At 75.2% G+C, this 20209-nt stretch carries 20 protein-coding genes; 4 read left to right on the top strand and 16 right to left on the bottom strand.

Features of this window, described 5'->3' with window-relative positions:
• Positions 1-142 precede the first annotated feature (142 nt).
• The 3 genes from GD970_RS06920 to GD970_RS06930 form a co-directional block, all read right to left on the bottom strand.
• Complete coding sequence (locus tag GD970_RS06920; protein ID WP_152202156.1) at positions 143-2851, bottom strand: phosphoenolpyruvate carboxylase; 2709 nt, start codon at positions 2849-2851, stop codon at positions 143-145.
• Positions 2852-3016: 165 nt separating this feature from the next.
• Positions 3017-4051: an NAD(P)-dependent alcohol dehydrogenase gene (locus GD970_RS06925; protein WP_152202157.1), complete on the bottom strand. Its 1035-nt coding sequence runs from the start codon at positions 4049-4051 to the stop codon at positions 3017-3019.
• A gap of 108 nt (positions 4052-4159) precedes the next feature.
• Positions 4160-5149 carry an ArsR/SmtB family transcription factor gene (locus GD970_RS06930; protein ID WP_152202158.1) on the bottom strand — a complete coding sequence of 330 codons (990 nt, stop codon included), beginning with the start codon at positions 5147-5149 and terminating at the stop codon, positions 4160-4162.
• 121 nt (positions 5150-5270) lie between these two features.
• Between GD970_RS06930 and GD970_RS06935 the strand changes: the two genes are divergently transcribed.
• The gene (locus GD970_RS06935; RefSeq protein ID WP_152202159.1) at positions 5271-5564 is read left to right on the top strand and encodes a DUF4287 domain-containing protein; all 294 of its coding nucleotides are present in this window, start codon (positions 5271-5273) and stop codon (positions 5562-5564) included.
• Between the two features lie 43 nt (positions 5565-5607).
• On the opposite strand, the gene GD970_RS06940 is transcribed toward GD970_RS06935, so the two are convergent.
• From GD970_RS06940 to clpS, 4 genes are read right to left on the bottom strand one after another with little or no spacing between them, the layout of a single operon-like run.
• Positions 5608-6402 carry an MBL fold metallo-hydrolase gene (locus tag GD970_RS06940; protein ID WP_152202160.1) on the bottom strand — a complete coding sequence of 265 codons (795 nt, stop codon included), beginning with the start codon at positions 6400-6402 and terminating at the stop codon, positions 5608-5610.
• Entirely contained in the window at positions 6399-7223 is an 825-nt protein-coding gene (murI, locus tag GD970_RS06945) for a glutamate racemase (protein ID WP_152202161.1), read from the bottom strand. The genes GD970_RS06940 and murI overlap by 4 nt, the downstream gene beginning before the upstream one ends.
• Before the next feature lie 11 nt (positions 7224-7234).
• On the bottom strand, positions 7235-7924 hold the full coding sequence (locus tag GD970_RS06950) for a DUF2017 family protein (RefSeq protein ID WP_152202162.1): 690 nt from the start codon (positions 7922-7924) through the stop codon (positions 7235-7237).
• On the bottom strand, positions 7925-8254 hold the full coding sequence (gene clpS, locus GD970_RS06955; protein ID WP_152202163.1) for an ATP-dependent Clp protease adapter ClpS: 330 nt from the start codon (positions 8252-8254) through the stop codon (positions 7925-7927).
• Positions 8255-8341: 87 nt separating this feature from the next.
• Between clpS and GD970_RS06960 the strand changes: the two genes are divergently transcribed.
• Positions 8342-9709 carry a nicotinate phosphoribosyltransferase gene (locus GD970_RS06960; RefSeq protein WP_152202164.1) on the top strand — a complete coding sequence of 456 codons (1368 nt, stop codon included), beginning with the start codon at positions 8342-8344 and terminating at the stop codon, positions 9707-9709.
• A 69-nt stretch (positions 9710-9778) separates the two neighbouring features.
• On the opposite strand, the gene GD970_RS21530 is transcribed toward GD970_RS06960, so the two are convergent.
• The 5 genes from GD970_RS21530 to GD970_RS06980 all read right to left on the bottom strand — a co-directional run bounded on the left by GD970_RS21530 (position 9779) and on the right by GD970_RS06980 (position 13643).
• Positions 9779-9934, bottom strand: a complete 156-nt coding sequence (locus GD970_RS21530) for a hypothetical protein (protein WP_170297274.1) — start codon at positions 9932-9934, stop codon at positions 9779-9781.
• 142 nt (positions 9935-10076) lie between these two features.
• On the bottom strand, positions 10077-11909 hold the full coding sequence (locus tag GD970_RS06965; RefSeq protein ID WP_152202165.1) for a DEAD/DEAH box helicase: 1833 nt from the start codon (positions 11907-11909) through the stop codon (positions 10077-10079).
• Entirely contained in the window at positions 11906-12283 is a 378-nt protein-coding gene (locus GD970_RS06970) for a DUF3039 domain-containing protein (RefSeq protein WP_152202166.1), read from the bottom strand. The genes GD970_RS06965 and GD970_RS06970 overlap by 4 nt, the downstream gene beginning before the upstream one ends.
• 121 nt (positions 12284-12404) lie before the next feature.
• Entirely contained in the window at positions 12405-13190 is a 786-nt protein-coding gene (gene nagB, locus GD970_RS06975; protein ID WP_152202167.1) for a glucosamine-6-phosphate deaminase, read from the bottom strand.
• Positions 13191-13361: 171 nt separating this feature from the next.
• Positions 13362-13643 carry an HU family DNA-binding protein gene (locus GD970_RS06980; RefSeq protein WP_152202168.1) on the bottom strand — a complete coding sequence of 94 codons (282 nt, stop codon included), beginning with the start codon at positions 13641-13643 and terminating at the stop codon, positions 13362-13364.
• A 288-nt stretch (positions 13644-13931) separates the two neighbouring features.
• Between GD970_RS06980 and GD970_RS06985 the strand changes: the two genes are divergently transcribed.
• Positions 13932-14927 carry an aldo/keto reductase gene (locus GD970_RS06985; RefSeq protein WP_152202169.1) on the top strand — a complete coding sequence of 332 codons (996 nt, stop codon included), beginning with the start codon at positions 13932-13934 and terminating at the stop codon, positions 14925-14927.
• 1 nt (position 14928) lies between these two features.
• On the opposite strand, the gene GD970_RS06990 is transcribed toward GD970_RS06985, so the two are convergent.
• Genes GD970_RS06990 through GD970_RS07000 form a run of 3 tightly spaced genes read right to left on the bottom strand, consistent with a single transcriptional unit; the run spans position 14929 to position 18417 of the window.
• Positions 14929-16434 (bottom strand): CoA transferase, encoded by a 1506-nt coding sequence (locus GD970_RS06990; protein WP_152202170.1) that lies wholly within the window; start codon positions 16432-16434, stop codon positions 14929-14931.
• Between the two features lie 10 nt (positions 16435-16444).
• Entirely contained in the window at positions 16445-17431 is a 987-nt protein-coding gene (locus GD970_RS06995) for an ABC transporter permease (RefSeq protein WP_152202171.1), read from the bottom strand.
• Positions 17428-18417 (bottom strand): ABC transporter ATP-binding protein, encoded by a 990-nt coding sequence (locus GD970_RS07000; protein WP_152202172.1) that lies wholly within the window; start codon positions 18415-18417, stop codon positions 17428-17430. The genes GD970_RS06995 and GD970_RS07000 overlap by 4 nt, the downstream gene beginning before the upstream one ends.
• 148 nt (positions 18418-18565) lie before the next feature.
• On the opposite strand from GD970_RS07000, the gene GD970_RS07005 reads away from it, so the two are divergent.
• On the top strand, positions 18566-18973 hold the full coding sequence (locus GD970_RS07005) for a VOC family protein (protein WP_152202173.1): 408 nt from the start codon (positions 18566-18568) through the stop codon (positions 18971-18973).
• Between the two features lie 100 nt (positions 18974-19073).
• Here the strand turns inward: GD970_RS07005 and GD970_RS07010 are convergent, their stop codons facing one another.
• Positions 19074-20099: a threonine aldolase family protein gene (locus tag GD970_RS07010; protein WP_152202174.1), complete on the bottom strand. Its 1026-nt coding sequence runs from the start codon at positions 20097-20099 to the stop codon at positions 19074-19076.
• Between the last annotated feature and the right edge of the window lie 110 nt (positions 20100-20209).

Raw genomic sequence — 20209 nt, forward strand, 5'->3', positions numbered from 1 at the left:
GGGCGCCGTCGTCACCGCTGTCGCGTCATGCGCGAGATGACGTCTCGCGACCGAGATGACGCCTCGCGACCGAGATGACGCCTCGCGACCAAGATGACGCCTCGCGACCGAGATGACGTCTCGCCGGGTGGGGCGGGGCGGGTCAGCCGGTGTTCTGCAGGCCGGCGGCGACGCCCTTGAGGGTGAGCAGCAGCAGCCGCTGCTGGTCCTCCACCTCGGTCTCGCTGAGCTCGCAGGAGGAGTCGCGCAGCACCCGCAGCGCGCGCAGCTGCAGCAGCGAGAGCGCGTCGACGTAGGGGTTGCGCAGCTGGACGGCGCGGCCGAGCACCCGGTGCCCCTCGAGCAGGCGGGTGTGGTCGGTGATGGCCAGCACCCACTTGGTGGTCAGGTCGAGCTCGGCGAGGACCTGCTCGGCCAGGTCCGGCCGGTCGCCCAGCTCGAGGTAGCGGCGGGCGATGCGCGGGTCGGTCTTGGCCAGCGACATCTCGACGTTGTCGATCATCGTGCCGAAGAGCGGCCACTCGGCGTAGGCGGTGCGCAGCAGGTCGAGGTCGTCTACCTCCTCCAGCGCCGAGCCGAGGCCGTACCAGCCGGTGAGGTTGATGCGCGCCTGGGTCCAGGCGAAGTTCCACGGGATGGCCCGCAGGTCCTCCAGCGACTCCACGCTCAGCCCGCGCCGGGACGGGCGCGAGCCGATGGCGAGCAGCCCGATCTCCTCCTGCGGGGTGACCTCGGCGAACCACGGGGCGAAGCCGTCGGCGTGGATGAGCGAGAAGAACCGCTCGCGGGAGGTGGCGTCGAGGTGCTCGGCCAGCCCGGCGTAGCGGCGGGCCGCCTCGGCGTTGCGCCGCTCGATCGAGGGCGCCGAGGCCATGAGCGTCGCGGCCGCCACCTGCTCGATGTGCCGGACGGCGATGTCGGGGTTGCCGTAGCGGGCGTTGATGACCTCGCCCTGCTCGGTGACCTTGAACCGCAGGTCCACCGAGTGCGGCGGCTGGGCGAGGATCGCCCGGTTGGCCGGGCCGCCGCCGCGGCCCAGCGCCCCGCCGCGGCCGTGGAACTGGGTCAGGCGGATGTCGTTGGCCTCGGCCCACTCCGCGATGCGCTGCTGCGCCTCGTACAGGGCCAGGGTGGCCGAGACCGGGCCGACGTCCTTGGCGGAGTCGGAGTAGCCGAGCATGACCTCGACCTGCCGGCCGGTCTGCTCCAGCCGCCGCTGCACCCACGGAAGGGAGAGCATCTCGTCGAGGATGCGCGGGGCGTTCTGGAGGTCCTCGAAGGTCTCGAACAGCGGGATGACGTCGAGCACCGGCGCCTGGCCGGGGCCGAGCGCCCGCTCGGCGAGGGTGTACACGTCGGCGAGGTGCTGCGCGGACTTGGTGAAGGAGACGATGTAGCGCCGGCACGCCTCGACGCCGTGGCGGGCCTGGACGGCGGCGATCGCCCGGAAGGTGTCGAGGACCTCTTCGGGCGGGACCGCCGGGGCGCTCACCGAGGACGGGTCGTCCAGCCACGCCAGGGTCTGGGCGTGCACCTTGGAGTGCTGGCGCACCTCCAGCTGGGACAGGTGGAAGCCGAAGGTCTCCACCCGCCAGATGAGCTCCTGGAGGTTGCCGTAGGCGGCCCGGCTGGCGCCGGCGGCCACCAGGGAGTCCTGGACGACGCCGAGCTCGGCGCGCAGGTCGTCCGCGCCGGCGTAGGCGAGGTCGGCGTCGCGACGGCGGGTGGCGGCGATGCGCTCGGCGACGACGAGGAGCACCTGGCGGTGACTCTCCCCCGGCGAGTGCGCGGCGGCCTGCGCGGCGAGCTCCGGGGAGAGCTGGCGCTGGCGGTTCCACAGGGCGGTGAGGTCGGCGCTGGGCGGGGTGAACCGGTCGTCCAGGGTCAGCTCGAGCGCCACCTCGCGGGCCACGCGCTCGAGCCCGCTGAGGATCCGCTCCGAGGCCTGCGCGGCCGCCTGCCGGGTGATGGCGGCGGTGACGTTGGGGTTGCCGTCCCGGTCCCCGCCGATCCAGGTGCCCAGGCGCACGAACGCCGGGGCCAGGGGCGCCCGCCGGCCGCGGTCCTCCCCCAGCAGCCAGTCGTCCAGGCGGCGGTAGACCCGCGCGAAGACGTCGAAGAGCGAGGTGTCGAACACGGCCAGGGAGGTGCGCACCTCGTCCAGCGGGGAGGGGTTGGACGGGCGCAGCTGGGCGGTGCGCCAGAGGTTGTCGATCTCGGCGAGCAGCTGGCGGCGGTTCTCCTCCAGGGCGCCCGGGCCCCACCGCGGGTCGTCGCGCTCGGACATCAGCTCGGTGACGCGCCGGATGCTGCTCGCCACGGCGTTGCGCCGCGCCTCGGTCGGGTGGGCGGTCAGGACCGGGTGGAAGCGCATGCGCGCCAGGCGGCGCCGGGCCTCCTCCTCGCCGACCTCGGCGGCGAGGTGGGTCAGCGCGGCGGCGACGGAGTCCGAGGGGCGCTGCTCGGTCAGGGGCACCTCGCCCTCGCGGGCGCGCAGCGTCCGCACCCGGTGCAGCTCCTCGGCGAGGTTGGTCAGGTGGAAGTAGCACGTAAACGCGCGGGCGACCTCCTCGGCCCGCTCGGTGGTGAAGGACTCCACGAGCTCCTCGGCGGCCGCGAGGTGCTCGCCGCCAGGCTCCTCGAGGGCCGTGATGGCCAGCGCGCGCAGCCGCTCGACGTCCTCGTACAGGCCCGGGCGGCCGTACTCGCGCAGCACCTCGCCGAGCAGCCCGCCGAGCAGGCGCACGTCCCGGCGCATCGCCTCGGGGATCTCGTGCCGGGCGGCCCCACGGGCGCTCTCGGCGGCCGGGGCGGCGGGCGCGGGTGCGGACGTGGGGTCAACCTCGCTCATGCCGCCAGGCTACCCACGCCCGGCGCGCGGCGAACCGGCGGGCCGACGGGTGGACCGGGCGCGCGGCCCGGCCCGGGCGCGTGGCTTGCGCGGGGACGAGGAGCGTGGCGGCCAGGGCGGACCTGCCCGGCGGCGGGCGGGACGGGCCGCGACTTTCCCGGGTTTCTACCGGGACGGGACGAGGATCCCCCGGCCCACGAGGCGGCCCTGGTCGAGGTCGTGCATGGCGTCGGCGAAGGCGTCGAGCTCGTAGGTCTGGGTGTGAAGTGTGATGCGCCCCTCAGCGGTGAGCGTCATGAGCTCGACGAGGTCGTCGTAGGTGCCCACGAGGTTCCCGACGACGTTGATCTCCCGGGAGATGATGTCGATGGTGTTCAGCCGCACGGTGCCGCCGTAGCCGATGACGAAGTAGTCGCCGCGGTTGCGCAGCAGCTGGGGGCCGAGCAGCTCGGTGCCGTGCTCGCCGACGAAGTCGAGGACGACGTGCGCCCCGCCGTCGGTGACCTCGCGCACCGCGTCCGCGACCTGGGCGTCGTCGCGGGCGAGGACGGTCTCGTGGGCCCCGAGCGAGCGGGCCAGCGCCAGCGCCTCCTCGGAGCGGTCGACCACGGTGATGTGGGCGGTGGTCAGCGCCGCGAGGGACTGGATGCCGATGTGGCCGAGGCCGCCGGCGCCGATGCTCACCACGTGGGTGCCCGGCCGCAGCCGCGGCGCGGCCTTGCGCACGGCGTGGTAGGCGGTCAGGCCGGCGTCGGCGAGGGCGGCGACGTCGCGCGGCTGCAGCGCGGGGTCGAGCTTCACGACGGCGCGGGCGTTGGTGAGCATGTACTGCGCCATGCCGCCGTCGACGTTGAGGCCGGGGAACGTGGCGTTCTCGCAGTGGGAGTCCTGCCCGATCCGGCAGGCGTGGCACAGCCCGCACGTCACCAGCGGGTGCATGATCACCGTGTCGCCCACCGCCACGTTGGAGACGGCCGAGCCCACCGCCCGCACCCAGCCGGCGTTCTCGTGGCCGAGGGTGTAGGGCAGGCGGGGATGCTGGATCGGCTCCCACTGCCCCTCGACGATGTGCAGGTCGGTGCGGCACAGCCCCGCCGCGCCGACCTCGACGAGCACGTCCCAGGGGCCGCGCACCTCCGGCTCGGGCACCTCGTCCAGAGTGGGCATCTGCTGGTACTCGTGCAGCCTCACAGCCTTCACGGCGCTTCTCCCTCGACCTCGTCGTCGACGTGCTGGTGGGCCAAACCCAGCAGAATCCACCACGGAGGTCAAGGAGCCCGCCCGGGCGGCGTCCGGACGGCGCGGCCGCTACGGGGCGTGCCCGCCGGTCAGTGCTTCACCGAGCGGGGTGCGGACGTGAACGACCCGCGGGCCCTCCCGCCGGGAGTCGACCAGGCCCGCCGCGCGCAGGAGGGCCAGGTGGTGCGAGGCCGTGGAGACCGCCAGTCCCTCGGCCGCGGCGACCTCACTGGTCGACAGCGGTCCGCGCAGGGCGAGCAGCACGCCGGCGCGTCCTGTCCCGAGCAGGGCCTTGAGCGCGCCGGCGATGTCGACGGCGGGCTCGGCCCACCGCTCGGAGACGCCGAGGGCGGGGTAGAACAGCGTCGGCTGGGCGGGCGGCTCGGTCACGACCGAGCACCGAGGCGCCATGACCGAGGGCGCCAGGACCAGCCCGCTGCCGGCACAGTCCAGCACCTCCTCGTGCAGGCGGAGCCGCACGCGGACGGCGTGCGGCGCCCAGCTCACCCCCTCGTGCAGGCTGTCCACCATCTCGCCGACGCCGTAGATCGTCGTGCGGCGCGACCGCGCCCCGATGTCGGCGCGAAGGATCCGCTCGAGCCGGGGCCAGTACGGACCGAGCAGGGCGTCCCAGCACCGCTTCCAGGCGTCGGCGACGACCGACCGCGCCCGTCCGGGGTCGTCGGCCATCGCGCGCAGCACCCGCTGCTCGGCGCCCGTGGTGCGTTCGACGCGCTTGAGCAGGTCCACCCGCATGGGCCCGGGGTCGGCCTCGCGCAGCCGCGCGAGCTCCTCGTCCGGGCCGAGGTCCCATTCCGGTGTCGAGGTGAGGAAGTCAGGCATGTACCCGTCGGGGCCGACCAGCAGGCCCAGGAGCTCGAACGCGGCCGCGGGCACCTGTCCGCGCGTGCGGCGCAGCCATCCCCACTGGAGCGGGTGGTAGTGCGGCTGCGCGAGCACCCTCACCGCGTGCGCGAGCTCGTGCCCGGGAGAGACGCCGAAACGGATCGCCGAGAGGTCGTCCGGCGCAAGCCGGAACTCGACGACTTTTCGATCCATGTCGAAACCCTAGTGGGGTGGCTGCGGCCTCTACGAGGCTGAGCGGGCGTCGGCGGGCGAACCGGCCGACGCGGTCAGATCGGCACCGCCCGATCCACCCCATGACTCAGGAGAACCGCTGATGTCCTTCCAGGCCTACCTCGACAACGTCGAGACGAAGACCGGGCTGACCCCGCGCCAGCTGATCGACCTCGCCCACGAGCAGGGCTTCGGTCCCGGGAGCAAGGCCACGCCCGTCGCCTCCTGGCTCAAGGAGACCTACGGGCTCGGCCACGGCCACGCGATGGCCCTCGTCCACGTCATCACCAAGGGCGCCCGGATCAGCACCAAGCACGTCGGGTCGACGGGCTCGCACCGCGACGCCGGCGACCGCCTCTGGCTCGACGGCAAGGACAGCCGGCCGACGGACTGGTGACCCCGTCGAGCGCGACCGCGGACGGGCCGCCGCCCGCGACGGCCTACAGGGTCCAGGTGGCGCCCGGCGCGGCGAGGTCGACCGGCCCGGCGTAGACCTCGTGCGCCTCGGCGCGCACGACCTCCGGGTCGGTCCACGGCTGCAGGTGGGTGAGCACCAGGCGGCGCACGCCGGCCGCCGCGGCGACCTCCCCGGCGCGCCGGCCGGTGAGGTGGATGCCGCGCACGGTGTCGCGGCCCTCCTGGAACGCGGCCTCGCTGAGCAGCAGGTCGGCGTCCCGGGCGAGGTCGACGAGGCCGTCGCACGAGTCGGTGTCGCCGGTGTAGGCGAGGCTCACCTCGCCCGCGCCGCGGTCGCTCGGGCCCGTCACCCGGATGCCGTACGCGGGCACCGGGTGGCGCACGGGGAAGACCTGCAGGCGCATCGGCCCGACCTGGACCACCCGGCCCGGGGCGTGCTCGAGGAAGCGGAACTGGCCGGCGTAGTCCTCCTCGGCGGGGTCCCCGCCCACCCCGCGCACCCGCTCGAGCGCGCCGGCGGGGGCGTGCACGGGCAGCGGGTCGAGCGCGCCGTCGGGGTGCCAGCGGCGGTAGACCTGCATGCCGATGATGTCGACCATGTGGTCGGCGTGCAGGTGCGACAGCGCCAGGACGTCGACGGCGGCGGGGTCGACGTGGTTCATCAGGGCGCCCATGGCGCCGGGGCCGAGGTCGAGCACGACGGACCAGGTGCGGGTGCGGCCCTCGGCGTCCGGGCCGTCGGCCTGCACGAGGTAGCACGACGCCGCGGAGGCGGGCCCGGACATCGAGCCCGAGCAGCCGACGACCGTGAGCCTCACCGCGCGCCCTCCAGCTGGTCGGCCGGCTGGACGGCGGCGACCTCGGGGCCGAGAAAGCGGCGCGCCAGGCGGGCGAAGGAGCCGGGGTCCCCGGTGGCGAGGAAGCGGTGCTCGGGCGGGCCGGCGTCGGGGTCGCGGGAGAGGTCGTGGGCGACGAGAGTGCGGTAGACGTCCTTGGCGGTCTCCTCGGCGGAGGAGACCAGGGTGACGTCCTCGCCCATGACGTAGCTGATGACGCCGGTGAGCAGCGGGTAGTGGGTGCAGCCGAGGACGAGGGTGTCCACACCGGCGTCGCGCACCGGGGCGAGGTACTCCTCGGCGGCGCGCAGCACCTCGGGGCCGGAGGTGACCCCCCGCTCGACGAACTCGACGAACTTCGGCGCCGCGGCCATGGTCAGCTCCAGCTGCGGGGCGGCGGCGAAGGCGTCGCGGTAGGCGCCCGAGTCGATGGTGGCGCGGGTGCCGATGACGCCGACCTTGTTGGTGCGGGTCGCGGCGACGGCGCGGCGCACGGCCGGCCGGATGACCTCGACCACCGGCACGCCGGCGTCGATGGCGTAGCGCTCGCGGGCGTCGGCCAGCACGGCGGCGGAGGCGGAGTTGCACGCGATGACGAGCATCTTCACGCCGGAGAGGACCAGGCGGTCCATGACGTCCAGGGCGAGGGCGCGCACCTGGGCGATCGGCTTGGGGCCGTAGGGGGTGTTGGCCGTGTCGCCGATGTAGAGGATCGACTCACCGGGCAGCTGGTCGATCACCGCGCGGGCGACCGTCAGGCCGCCCACCCCGGAGTCGAATATTCCGATAGGTGAATCGTCCACAGCGTTGGAGCCTAGTGCGCGGGCCGACGCCGCCGCATCGAGTCCAGGAGTGACTCCTGCCACCATGTCAAGGCGGCGTACATGGTCGCCAGCGCGTCGGTGACCTCGTCGTCCTCGGTGCGCTCGCGCCGGCGCATCCGCCCGGGCCGGCGGGCGCGGGCGTAGACCTCCTCGGCGTCGTCCTCGTCCTCGATGCCGAGGCGGGAGGCGAGCACGAGCCGCACGTCGGTCAGGGCCGCGAGCCAGGCGCCCTCCTGCCCGGTGCGCACGACGACGGCGTCCTGCGGGCCGGTCGGCACGCACAGCTCGCGCCACACCGTCTCCAGCCGGGAGACCTTCCCGGCGCGCAGCGCGTCCTCGGTCAGCGACCGCAGCTCGGCGGACAGGGCGGGGTCGTCGTGGCTCATCGGCGGCAGCAGCCGGGCCAGGGCGGGGTCCTTCGGGGCGTCGGGGGCGGCGTCGCCGGCGGGGTCGAAGTCGAGCGCGGCGAGCACGGCGTCGTCGCCGGTCAGGCGGCTGCCCTGGGCGTAGAGCACCTCGGGCAGCGGCGAGCCGGGCCGGGCCGGGGCGCCCGAGCCCGCCTCCGTCAGCCGGGTGCCGAGCAGCTCGGCGGTGTCGGCGACCAGCCGGGCGACGACGGTGCGCTCGGCGGGCTCGAGGCGGGCGGCGTGGCCGCCGGGGACCGGGACGAAGGCGTGCACCTACCGCCCCTCCTGCTCGAGGGTGGCCCACAGGCCGTAGGAGTGCATCGCCTGCACGTCCACCTCCATCTGCTCGCGGGCGCCGTGGGAGACCACCGCCCGGCCCTGGGTGTGCACCTGCATCATCAGCCGGGTGGCGGTGGGCTCGTCGTAGCCGAAGTAGGTCTGGAAGACGAACGTCACGTAGCTCATGAGGTTGACCGGGTCGTCCCAGACGATGGTGCGCCAGGCCCGGTCGGGCACCGCCGCCGGGGACGACGACGTCGCCTCCTGCTCGGCCGGGGCGGAGACGGTGCCGGGTCGGGGCAGCACGGCGGGGGCGGGACTCACGCCCTCCACTGTAGGGAGTCGGCTCGGCGGGGCGTACCACCGCGGCCGCCTCTGCGCGCGGCCCACCGGCGCCACTACCGTGGGCCCATGCCACCAGCCAGCACCGCGTTGCTCACCGACATGTACGAGCTGACCATGATCGAGGGCGCCCTGCGCTCGGGCACCGCCCAGCGGCGCAGCGTCTTCGAGGTGTTCAGCCGCCGCCTGCCCGGCGGGCGCCGCTACGGCGTGGTCGCCGGTACCACCCGCGTGCTCGACGCGGTCGAGGCGTTCCGGTTCGGGCCCGCCGAGATCGACTACCTCGCCGGGGCGGGCATCGTCGGCGACGAGACGCTGGACTTCCTGCGCGAGTACCGCTTCCGCGGCTCGATCCTGGGCTACGGCGAGGGCGAGTGCTACTTCCCGGGCTCCCCCATCCTCACCGTCCAGGGCACCTTTGCCGACGCCGTCGTCCTCGAGACCGTCATCCTGTCCATCCTCAACCACGACAGCGCCGTGGCCGCCTCGGCCTCCCGGATGACGACGGCCGCCCACGGCCGGCCCTGCCTGGAGATGGGCGCGCGCCGCACCCACGAGTGGGCGGCGGTGGGCGCCGCCCGGGCCGCCGTCGTCGGCGGGTTCGTCGGCACGTCCGTGCTCGAGGGCGGGCGCTCCTACGGCATCCGGGCCATCGGCACCGCGGCCCACTCCTTCACCCTCGTGCACGACGACGAGGAGGCGGCCTTCGCCGCGCAGGTCGCCACGATGGGGCCGGGCACCACGCTGCTGGTGGACACCTACGACGTGCCGCGGGGCGTCGCGCGGGCGGTCGCGGCGGCGCGCGCGGCCGGCGGGGAGCTCGGCGCGGTGCGCCTGGACTCCGGCGACCTCGTGGCGCAGGCGTTCACCGTGCGCCAGCAGCTCGACGCGCTCGGCGCGACGAGCACCAAGATCACCGTCACCTCCGACCTCGACGAGTACGCCATCGCCGCCCTGGGCGCCGCCCCGGTCGACTCCTACGGGGTGGGCACCAAGCTCGTCACCGGCTCGGGCCACCCCACCGCCGAGCTCGTCTACAAGCTCGTCGCCCGCGAGGACGCCACCGGCCGGATGGAGGAGGTCGCCAAGGCCTCGGCGTCCAAGGCCTCGGTCGGTGGTCTCAAGGTCGCCGGGCGGATGCGCGACGGCGCGGGCCGGGCCGTGGAGGAGCTCGTCGTCGCCTGCGGCAGCGTCGAGCAGGGGCTGGCCGAGCTCGACCGGGTCGGCGCCCGGCCGCTGCAGGTCGAGCTGGTGCGCGACGGGGAGATCGTCGAGGAGCACCGCGGGCCGGGCGCCCTGGCTGCGGCGCAGCGGCGCCACCTGGCCTCGCGCGCGGAGCTGCCCTACGACGCCTGGCGGCTCAGCGAGGGCGAGCCGGGCATCCCCACCCGGATGATCGACGTCGAGAAGGCGGACGAGCCGGAGTTCATGGTCTGACGCCGACCGCAACGACGACGGCGCGGCCTCCCCGTGGGAGGCCGCGCCGTCGTCGTCTGGCGGTGGGGGTTACACCCGTGACTTGCCCCGGTTGAGCAGGGACATGATCAGCGAGATCACCACGAGGGCGATGCCGATCCAGATCAGCACCTTCGCGGCGGAGATCGCGACGCCGAGCACGAGCATGACGACGCCGACGATGATGAGGATGAGCCAGAGGGACATGTGGTCCTCCTTCGCTGAGCAGACCGGCACGGTGCCGGCCAGGACGTGTTTCGCCTGCTCAGAGAGTGGCAGTGGTCGGGCCAGTCCGCATCCGGAAGGGGCTTGACCGTCCCGCGCGGTCCGTGCTAGGCGCGCCGGCCGGTCAGTTCCGGCCGACGAACCACTTGCGCAGCAGGGAGATGCGCGCCTCGATCTCCTCCGTGCGCGCCAGCGCCACCTCCGGGCCGCCGCACCGGCTGCGCAGCTCGGTGTGCACCACGCCGTGGGGCTTGCCCGAGCGCCGCGACCAGGCCGAGACCAGGGTGTTGAGCTCCTTGCGGGCCGCGGCACGGCGGCGGTGGTCGTCCACCCCGGCGTTCTGGTGCCGGGCGGCCTGGGCCTTGGCCTGCCGCTTCTGCGCCTTGACCTGCTCGGCCTGGCGGGCCCGCAGCAGGGCGGTGACCTGTTCGGGGTCGAGCAGCCCGGGCAGGCCCAGGTACTCCTGCTCCTCCACCGAGCCGACCTCCGCGCCGGTGCCGAACTCGCCGCCGTCGAAGAGGACCTTGTCGAAGGTCGCCTGGGCCTCGAGCGCCTCGAACCCGGGCAGAGTGAGCTCGCCGGAGGCCTTCTCCTCCCGGTTGGCCGCGGCCACCAGGGCGTCCTCCGGGGTGAAGAAGGTGCCCTTCTCCTCGGCGGTCTGCACCCGGTCGAGGGCGTGGTCGCGCTCCACCTCGAGCTCGTTGGCGAGCCCGAGCAGGTGGGCGACGGAGGGCAGGAACACCGACGCCGTCTCGCCCCGGCGCCGGGCGCGCACGAAGCGGCCCACGGCCTGGGCGAAGAACAGCGGCGTGGCCGTCGCGGTGGCGTAGACGCCGACGGCCAGGCGCGGGACGTCGACGCCCTCGGACACCATGCGCACCGCCACCATCCACCGCTGCTGGCCGGCGGCGAAGTCCTCGATGCGCTGGTTGGCGCCCTCGTCGTCGGACAGGACGACGACGGCGGGCTCGCCGGTGATGGAGTGCAGGGTCTTGGCGTAGGAGCGCGCGGAGTTCTGGTCGGTGGCGATGACCAGGCCGCCGGCGTCGGGCACCGAGCGGCGCACCTCGCTCAGGCGCTGGTCGGCGGCGGAGAGGACGGCGGGGATCCACTCGCCCTTGGGGTCCAGCGCGGTGCGCCAGGCCTGGTTCATCATGTCCTTGGTCAGCGGCTCGCCCAGCTGGGCGGCGACCTCGTCGCCGGCCCGGGTGCGCCAGCGCATCTGGCCGGAGTAGCTGAGGAAGATGACCGGGCGCACGACGCCGTCGCGCAGGGCGTCGCCGTAGCCGTAGGAGTAGTCGGCCTTGGAGCGGCGGATGCCGTCGCCGTCGCGCTCGTACTGCACGAACGGGATGGCGGCGGTGTCGGAGCGGAACGGGGTGCCGGTCAGCGCCAGCCGGCGCCGGGCCGGCTCGAACGCCTCACGGACGGCGTCGCCCCAGCTCAGGGCGTCGCCGCCGTGGTGGATCTCGTCGAGGATGACGAGCGTGGGCTCGGCCGTGGTGCGGTTGTGGTGCAGGGCGGGGTTGGCGGCCACCTGGGCGTAGGTGAGCGCCACGCCGTCGAAGCTCGCGCCGTGGCGGCCCTGGGCGTTCTTGAAGTTCGGGTCGATCTGGATGCCGACCCGGGCGGCGGCGTCGGCCCACTGGGTCTTGAGGTGCTCGGTGGGGCACACCACCGTCACGCGCCGCACGACCCCGCGGGCGAGCAGCTCGGTGGCGATGCGCAGGGCGAAGGTCGTCTTGCCGGCGCCGGGGGTGGCGACGGCGAGGAAGTCGCGGGGCTGCTGCTCCAGGTAGAGCTGGAGCGCCTCGGCCTGCCAGGCACGCAGGCGCGACGCCGTCCCCCAGGCCGCGCGCGCCGGGAAGGCGGGCGAGAGCTGCTCGGCCGCGGCCGTGGAGACGACCGTGGGGCCGGTGGGGGGCGTCGACGTCCTGCGCTGGTGCGGGGCGGTCACTCCCCGCTTCCCGAGGAGGCGCCGTCACGGCCGCGGCCGCGACCGAAGGGCCAGCCTCGGCCCTTGCCGCCTTCGTCCCCGGGCGGGTTCATGCCCTCGTAGATGGCCTTGCAGGTGGGGCAGACCGGGTACTTCTTGGGGTCGCGCCCGGGCGTCCAGACCTTCCCGCACAGGGCGACGACGGGCTGGCCCGTCACGGCCGACGCGGTGATCTTGTCCTTGCGCACGTAGTGGGCGTAGCGCTCCTCGTCCCCCGGGGAGACCTGCTCGCGCAGCTCCTCACGCTCGAGCACACCGGTCCCGGCGGCCGGCTGCGTGGAGGGCGAGGCGGGCGGCTGGGGGCCGGTGGGCTGGTCGGGGGTCGTCGAACTCATGGGAGCCAGTCTAAGCACGCCCACCCGGCTGAGGTCCGTGTGCGCGGGGGCGTGTGGCGCGCCCCTCGCCGGCGCCGGCCGGGCTCCTCCGTCGGCGGGCCGCCGGGCCGGGGCGCCGCCGTCAGAGGCCCTGCCAGGCGGGCTTGCCGGCGAACGCGTCGCGGTAGTACTCGGCGAGCTGCAGGCCGGAGGCGGCGGCGTCGTCGAGCAGGACGGTGGCGTGCGGGTGGTGCTGCATGATCGTCGCCGGCCAGCGGGCGCTGACGGTGCCCTCGACGAGCTGGTGCACGGCCTCGGCCTTGGCCCGGCCGGTGGCCACGAGGACGAGGTGGCGGGCCGACATGATCGTCGCCAGGCCCTGGGTGAGGCAGTGGCGGGGCACTAGCCCGACGTCGCCGCCGAAGAAGCGGGCGTTGTCCGCGCGGGTCTGGGCGGTGAGGGTCTTCAGGCGGGTGCGCGAGGCGAGCGAGGAGCCCGGCTCGTTGAAGGCGATGTGCCCGTCGGTGCCGATGCCGAGCAGCTGCAGGTCCACCCCGCCGGCGTCGGCGATGGCGGCCTCGTAGGCGGCGCAGGCGGCCGGCAGGTCCTCGGCGTTGCCGTCCGGGCCCTGGACGGCGTCGGGCGGGATGTCCACCCGGGAGGCGAACTCCCGGTCGATGACGTTGCGGTAGCGCTCGGGATGGTCGGCGGGCAGTCCCACGTACTCGTCGAGCATGAACGCCCGGGCCCGCGCGAAGGAGACGCGGCCGGCGGCGCAGCGGCGGGCCAGCTCGTCGTAGACCGCCAGGGGGCTGGAGCCGGTGGCCAGGCCGAGCACGGCGTCCGGCTTGGCGGCCAGCAGCCGCTCGATCGCGTCGGCCACCAGCACGGCGATGGCCTCGGCGCTGGGCTGGATGACGACCTCCACGCGGGGTCTCCTCCTTGGCGAGCGCTCAGGACCGCCGCGGGCGGCGGGTCCGGGATGTGGGTGCGGGTGCGGGTGCGGCCGGCGTACGAGCCGGGGATCCGGCGTCCGGGCCGGGATGTGAGGACGGGCAGGGCCCGCGGCCCTGCCCGTCCTCGGCGCATCAGCGCGACGTCACTTGGCGACGGCCTTCTTCAGGGCCGAGCCGGCGGAGATCTTGACGCCGTAGCCCGCGGGGATCTGGATCTCCTCGCCGGTACGGGGGTTGCGGCCGGTGCGGGCGGCGCGCTCGACACGCTCGACGCTCAGCAGGCCGGTCACCTTGACGGGCTCCCCCTTGCTCAGGGAGTCGACCAGGACCTCCTGCAGCGCCGACAGGGCGGCGTCGGCCTGGGACTTGGTGAGCGAGGAGCGCTCGGCGACGGCGGCGACGAGCTCGGTGCGGTTGACGGACATGGAAAACCTCTCATCGTTCGGTTCGGGCGCTGCGTTTCGGCGCCGCTGCGCCCAGACATTACGCACCGCCCGCCGAAGTTGTCGCTTTCACGCGCCGATTTTCCGCGTGTCCACGCGGTTTGCGGGCCGACACGGCCCCGCCGGGGCGCCGCGGGCACCACTTCGGCAGCACCTGCCGACGAACCGGCGTGGCGGCCCGCCCGGCGCGGCGGGGCGGGCGGGGCGCGGCAGGATGGTGCCGATCACGGGTACGAAAGGCGCGGCGTGGGCCGCGCGAGAGGAGACGACATGGAGCAGCGCACGCTCGGCCGCACCGGCCGGCAGGTGTCGGTGGTGGGCCTCGGCACCTGGCAGCTCGGGGCCGACTGGGGCGAGGTGGACGAGGGCACCGCGCGCGGCGTGCTGGCCGCGGCGGCGGAGGCCGGGGTGACCTTCTTCGACACCGCGGACGTCTACGGCGACGGGCGCAGCGAGCAGATCATCGGCGGGTACCTGCGGGACAACCCGGGCCTGGACGTCACGGTGGCGACGAAGATGGGACGGCGGGTGGCCCAGGTGCCCGAGGCCTACCACCTCGAGGCCTTCCGGGAGTGGACGGACCGTTCCCGCCGGAACCTCGGCGTCGACCGGCTCGACCTGGTCCAGCTGCACTGCCCGCCGTCCGCCGTGCACGCCAGCGACGCGGTCTTCGACGCGCTGGAGACGCTGGTGGCGGAGGACCGCATCGCCGCCTACGGGGTGAGCGTGGAGACCAGCGCCGAGGCGCTGGACGCCATGGCCCACCCGAACCTCGCCACCGTCCAGATCATCCTCAACGTCTTCCGGCGCAAGCCGCTCGAGGAGGTCCTGCCGACCGCGGCCGCGCGCGGGGTGGGCATCATCGCCCGCGTGCCGCTCGCCTCGGGGCTGCTCACCGGGCGGTACGGCCACGACACCCGGTTCGCCGCGTCCGACCACCGCACCTTCAACCGCGACGGCAGCGCCTTCGACGTCGGGGAGACCTTCTCGGGGGTGGACTACGACACCGGCGTCGACGCCGCGCAGGAGTTCGCCCGGCTCGTCGCCGACCTCGGACCGGCCGGCGCGACCCCGGCGCAGGTCGCCCTGCGGTGGGTGATCCAGCAGGCGGGCGTGAGCACGGTGATCCCGGGGGCCCGCACGCCCGAGCAGGCGCGGGGCAACGCCGCGGCCGCCGGGCTGCCGGAGCTGTCGCCCGAGCTCCTCGACGCGCTCGAGCGGCTCTACGACGCGCGCATCCGCGAGCAGGTGCACGCCCGCTGGTGACCTACCACGCCAGCGCGGCCGCCCCGTACGGCGCCGGCGGGGCGGGGTAGTCCAGCGGTTCGCCGTCGACGGCGAGGGGCGGGGGAACGTAGTCCAGGTCGCCGTAGGCGGAGGCGCACCGGCGCAGCGGCACGGCGGGCCCCGCGCCGGCCCCCGCCGCCGACGGCGCCCCGGCTCCCGTCGCCGTCGGCGAACCGGCCCCCGCCGGGGGTCCGGCGGGCCCCTCCCCCGGCGGCGCGCCCAGGCCCAGCAGCTCGGCCGCGACCCGCGCCAGGGCGACCCGGGCCACCCCGCCGCCGTGGTCGGCCCGACCCGCGAGCATCCGCATGACGGCGGCGCCCACGAGGTAGCCGGTGGCAAAGTCGAGGGCCTGCACCGGCAGCGCGCCGGGCCGCCAGGCCGGCCCCTCCCGCCCCGGCCTCTGCTCTCCCGGATGCCCCTCCCCCGTCCCGTAGACGGAAGCGATGCCGGTGGCGACCTGGACGATGCTGTCGAAGCCGCGCTCGTGGCCCCACGGGCCGGTCGGCCCCCAGGCCGACAGCTCGGCGACGACGAGGCCGGGCCGGCGGGCCAGGACCGCCTCGGCGTCCAGGCCGAGCCCGGCGAGGGCGCCGGGCCGGTAACCGGTGACGAGGACGTCCGCGCCGGCGAGCAGCTCGTCCACCCGGTGCCGGGTGACCGGGTCGGTCAGGTCGGCCACGGCGGAGCGCTTGGCGAACCCGGTGTCGAGGTGCTGGTCGAGCAGCTCGGGGTTGTCCGGGGGGTCGATGCGCAGCACGTCGGCCCCCAGGGCGCCGAGCAGCCGGGTGGCGGTTGGGCCGGCGAGGACCCGGGTCAGGTCGAGCACGCGCACGCCGGCCAGCGGCGGGCCGTCGGTGGGCGCCGGCGCGCGGCCGGGCGCGTCGGTGCGCGCGAGGTCGACGAGCGGCAGGTCGGCGACCAGGCGGCCCTGCTCGTGGGCGCGCCACTGTGCGGGGGTGCGCAGGGCCGCGGCGACGCCCCCGGCGGCACGCACCCGGGTCTCGACCGTGTGGGCGGGCAGGGCCGCCACGGCCTCGGCCACCGCCGCGCGGGCGCCGTCGTCGTCGGGTGGCAGGCCCAGGGCGGTGAGCAGCGCCCGGCGGTGGTGGGGGTAGTTGGCGTGCACCCGCACCCAGCCGTCGGCCGCGGGGTAGAAGGTCGACAGCGGCGCCCACGCCTCCGGGGCGCGGCCGGCCACCCGCAGGTGCCGGAAGTCGTCGAACGCGGCGGCGACGTGCCGGCTGTCGAGGGAGACCCAGCGCGGGGCGCCGCGGCGGTCCGCGAGCGCGGCGGCCGCCCGCGCCGCCTCCCGGACGCTGCCCACCGCGAGGGCCTCGACGTCGAGCGGGCCGGCCCAGATGCGGCGCGGCCCGGTGACGGTGACGCCGTCGGCCGCGGCGTCGTCGCCGGGGCGGAGGACCGGCGCGCTGGAGAGCTCCGGCCAGGGCGTCGGCGCCGCCGGCCCCTGGGTGTCCTGGGTGGTCATGGCGCCTTGCCTACACCACGTCGCGCCGGCGGAACACCACCGCCGCGAGCACGACGACGGCCGCCACCAGCACGAGGAGGTAACCGGTGCTGCGGCCGAGCGACAGCTCGTGCGTGATGAGGTCGCACATCCGTCCCTGCGGCCCGGTGGTGCAGTCGGGGATCGAGTAGGAGGTGCCGCCCAGGATCCAGCCCTCGATGTTGGGCCGGACCAACCACGGCTGTGAGCGGGGCAGCGCCGAGCCGACGACGCCCTCGACGACGACGAGGTAGCCGACGGCGAGCCCGAGCACGGCCGCGGTGTGGCGCAGCAGGAACCCCAGGGCCGCCCCGGCGACGGCGGCCAGCACGGTCAGGGCGAGGATCCGCAGCATCGTGCCCGCCGTCGCGCGCCAGGCCGCCGCGGTCATCGAGCCGGCGGCGTCGGCCCCGGAAGTGATCAGCCAGGCGCCGCCGACGAGCACGAGCAGCAGGACGACGGCGGCCGGCGCGGTCCCGAGGCCGGCGGCGAGCACCTTCGAGCCATACACCCGCAGGCGTCGCGGCTCGAAGGTGAGCCAGCTGGTCATCGCGCCGGTGCTCAGCTCGGCGGCGGTGGCGGTGGCGCCGACGAGGAACGCGAGCAGCAGGAGGACGAACGCGTGGAGAGTCAGCGTGGTGGGCAGGCTCTCCGCGAGCGGCTGGACGGTGGTGAGGAAGTGCTCCGGCTGCGGGCCGAGCTGGTCGCAGCCGAAGTCGACGTCCTGGCCCTGGGCGCGCTGGTCCGCCTCGTCCTGCCGGCACTGGGCGACGATCTGCTCGCCGTTGCGCTCCCAGTCGGCGCGCGCGTCGTCGTACCACTGCTGGGCCTGGGCCTGCTCGGCGGGCGTCATGGGCTGGGCGGCGGTCCAGGCGGTGAGGAGGAAGAACCCGGTGACCACCACGCCGGCGAGGAGGGCGAGGATCACCAGGCGGCGGCTGAACAGGCGCCGCAGCTCCACCCGGGTCAGGCGCGTCACGACTCCTCCCCCGCGGCTCCCGCACGGCCGGCCGGGACCGGCTGGGCCGCCCCGGACCCGGGATGCTCGCCCAGCCCGGCGCCCGCCGTGAGCTCGAGGAAGACCGACTCGAGGTCGCGGCGCAGCGGCACGAGCTCGTGGACGTAGAGACCCTGGCGGGCCAGCAGGTAGGTGATGCGCGCCGGGTCTGGGGTGCCGCGCACGCGCAGGCCGGGCCCGTCGCGCTCGACGAGGAGGCCCTTGGCGGTGAGCAGCCGCTCGGCGGCGTCGACGTCGGCCACGCCGACCCGGACGCTGAGGTCGCCGCGGGCGCCGATGACCTGCGCGACCGGCCCCTCGGCGAGCAGCCGCCCGTGGCCGATGATGGAGACGGTGTCCGCCACCTGCTCGACCTCGGCGAGGATGTGGCTGCTGACCAGCACGGTCGCGCCGGCCTCGCCGAGCCGGCGCATCGTCTCGCGGATCTCGCGGATGCCGGCGGGGTCCAGGCCGTTGGTGGGCTCGTCGAAGATGAGCAGGTCGGGGGACTTCAGCAGCGTGGCCGCGATCGCCAGGCGCTGTTTCATGCCGAGGGAGTAGCCGCGGTAGCGGTCCCGCGCCCGCTCGGCGAGCCCGGTCTGCTCGAGGACCTGGCCCACCCGGGCGGGCGGGGCGCCGATCGCGCCGGCGAGCAGCCGCAGGTTCTTCTCGCCGGAGAAGGCGGGGAAGAACCTCGGCGACTCCACGATCGCCCCGACCCGGGCCACCACGTCGGGCAGCCGCTCGGGGACCGGCTCGCCGAAGATGCGCATCGTGCCGGCGTCGGCCCGGACCAGGCCCAGCAGCATACGGATCGTCGTCGTCTTGCCCGAGCCGTTGGGCCCGAGGAACCCGTGCACCCCGCCGGCCGGCACGCGCAGGTCGAGCTCCTGCACGGCCACGCGGCGGCCCCGCCGGCCGCGGTAGGTCTTGCGCAGCCCGGCGGTCTCGATCGCCAGCACGCTCATCCGGCCTCCTCCCGCGGGGCCGGGCGGGCGCCGCGGCCTGCGCGGATGCTATCGGCGAACCGGATGGGCCCGGACCGGAACGAGCTGCCCGGGCGCCCAGGTGGGAAAACGCGTGACATCGGAGCCCGGGGCGGCCACCCTGGCGCGCATGACCTCCTTCGTCTCGCACACCAGCATCGACTGCACCAACACCTACGAGCTGAGCGAGTGGTGGAAGAAGCTCCTGGGCTACGTCGACCTCGCTGACGACCCGAACGACCCCGGCGACGAGGAGTGCATGATCGTCGACCCGGACGGCGGGCACCGGCTGCTGTTCATCGAGGTGCCGGAGGGCAAGGCGGTCAAGAACCGCATCCACCTCGACCTCCGGCCACGCGAGGGCACGCGGGACCAGGAGGTCGAGCGCGTGCGCCGGCTCGGTGCGCGAGAAGTCGCGGACCGTCGCGGGCAGTACGGTCCCGGCACCGGATGGGTGGTCTTCGCGGACCCGGAGGGCAACGAGTTCTGCGTCCTGCTGTCCGTGGACGAGCGGGCCGCCCTGGCGCGCACGGAGTAGCGCGGAGCAGGACGGGCGCGCTCGCAGCGGCGCGGAACAGGGCGGACGCGCTCGCACCGATTCGCCGGGACGTGCCCGCACGGAACAGTGCCCCGGCGATCTACCCCAGGTGCCGCGCGAGCACGGCGACCAGCGCCTCGACGTCCTCCTCGGTGGTGTCGAAGGAGGCGACGGCGCGCACCACCCCCGCACGGGCGTCCCAGGCCAGCACGGGCGCCTCGGCCACGACGGCCGGCAGCGCCGCGGGCGGGACGGGGACGAAGACGGCGTTGGCCTCGACCGGGTAGACGGGCTCGACGCCGAGCTCGCCCAGCCGGGCGGCGAGCAGGTCGGCGGCGGCGTTGGCGTGGGCGGCGTTGCGTCGCCACAGGTCCTCGGTGAGCAGGGCGAGCAGCTGGGCCGAGACGAAGCGCATCTTCGAGGCCAGCTGGGTGGTGGCCTTGCGCAGCCGGTCGACCGGCTCGGCCAGGTCCGGCGCCAGGACGATGACGGCGTCGCCGGGCAGGCCCCCGTTCTTGGTCGCGCCGAGGGAGACGACGTCGACGCCGGCGTCGGCGGTCAGCTCGCGCAGGGTCGTGCCCAGGCGGGCGGCCGCGTTGGCGAGGCGGGCGCCGTCGACGTGGACGCGGGCCCCGCGCGCCCGGGCGAAGGCGGTCAGCTCGGCGAGCTCGGCGACGGTGTAGGTGGTGCCCAGCTCGGTGCTCTGGGCGACGGTGACCGCGGCCGGCCGGGCGTGGTGGACGGTGCCGTCGTCGGCGTCGAAGGCCGGGGCGAGCAGCGCGGGGGTGGCCTTGCCGGCCGCCGCGGGCACGGTGACCAGGCGCATGCCGCCGACCAGCTGGGGGGCGGTGGACTCGTCGGTGACCATGTGCGACTCCGCCGTCGCGACGGCCGCCTCCCACGGGCGCAGCAGCGCTTTGAGCGCGAGGACGTTGGCGCCGGTGCCGTTGAAGACGGGGAAGACCCGCGCGTGCGGACCGAAGTGCTGGCGGACCCGCTCCTCCAGGGCCGCGGTGACCGGGTCGGCGCCGTAGGAGGGCGCGTGCCCCTCGTTGGCGGCGGCCAGGGCGGCGAGCACGGCGGGGTGCGCGCCGGAGGAGTTGTCGGAGAGGAATCCACGCGTCATGGACGTATTCTCTCCGGCGGCGCCGCTGGCCCCTTCCGGGGACCTCGCCGCGCCGAAACGCGTCGGCGGTTCCGTCACGACACGGACAGCCTCCGGCCGTAGTGTGCGGC

This window comes from Georgenia thermotolerans, from assembly GCF_009193185.1.
In the GTDB taxonomy this organism is placed as follows: domain Bacteria; phylum Actinomycetota; class Actinomycetes; order Actinomycetales; family Actinomycetaceae; genus Georgenia; species Georgenia thermotolerans.

Bases quoted from the DNA above. Each gene is read 5' to 3' on its own strand.
- GD970_RS21530 (WP_170297274.1), bottom strand. From the start codon at position 9,934: ATGTCCCTCTGGCTCATCCTCATCATCGTCGGCGTCGTCATGCTCGTG.
- GD970_RS07000 (WP_152202172.1), bottom strand. From the start codon at position 18,417: ATGAGCGTGCTGGCGATCGAGACCGCCGGGCTGCGCAAGACCTACCGC.
- GD970_RS06970 (WP_152202166.1), bottom strand. From the start codon at position 12,283: ATGAGTTCGACGACCCCCGACCAGCCCACCGGCCCCCAGCCGCCCGCC.
- GD970_RS06980 (WP_152202168.1), bottom strand. From the start codon at position 13,643: ATGTCCGTCAACCGCACCGAGCTCGTCGCCGCCGTCGCCGAGCGCTCC.
- GD970_RS07010 (WP_152202174.1), bottom strand. From the start codon at position 20,099: ATGACGCGTGGATTCCTCTCCGACAACTCCTCCGGCGCGCACCCCGCC.
- GD970_RS06935 (WP_152202159.1), top strand. From the start codon at position 5,271: ATGTCCTTCCAGGCCTACCTCGACAACGTCGAGACGAAGACCGGGCTG.
- GD970_RS06930 (WP_152202158.1), bottom strand. From the start codon at position 5,149: ATGGATCGAAAAGTCGTCGAGTTCCGGCTTGCGCCGGACGACCTCTCG.
- GD970_RS06920 (WP_152202156.1), bottom strand. From the start codon at position 2,851: ATGAGCGAGGTTGACCCCACGTCCGCACCCGCGCCCGCCGCCCCGGCC.
- GD970_RS06985 (WP_152202169.1), top strand. From the start codon at position 13,932: ATGGAGCAGCGCACGCTCGGCCGCACCGGCCGGCAGGTGTCGGTGGTG.
- GD970_RS06960 (WP_152202164.1), top strand. From the start codon at position 8,342: ATGCCACCAGCCAGCACCGCGTTGCTCACCGACATGTACGAGCTGACC.
- GD970_RS07005 (WP_152202173.1), top strand. From the start codon at position 18,566: ATGACCTCCTTCGTCTCGCACACCAGCATCGACTGCACCAACACCTAC.
- GD970_RS06990 (WP_152202170.1), bottom strand. From the start codon at position 16,434: ATGACCACCCAGGACACCCAGGGGCCGGCGGCGCCGACGCCCTGGCCG.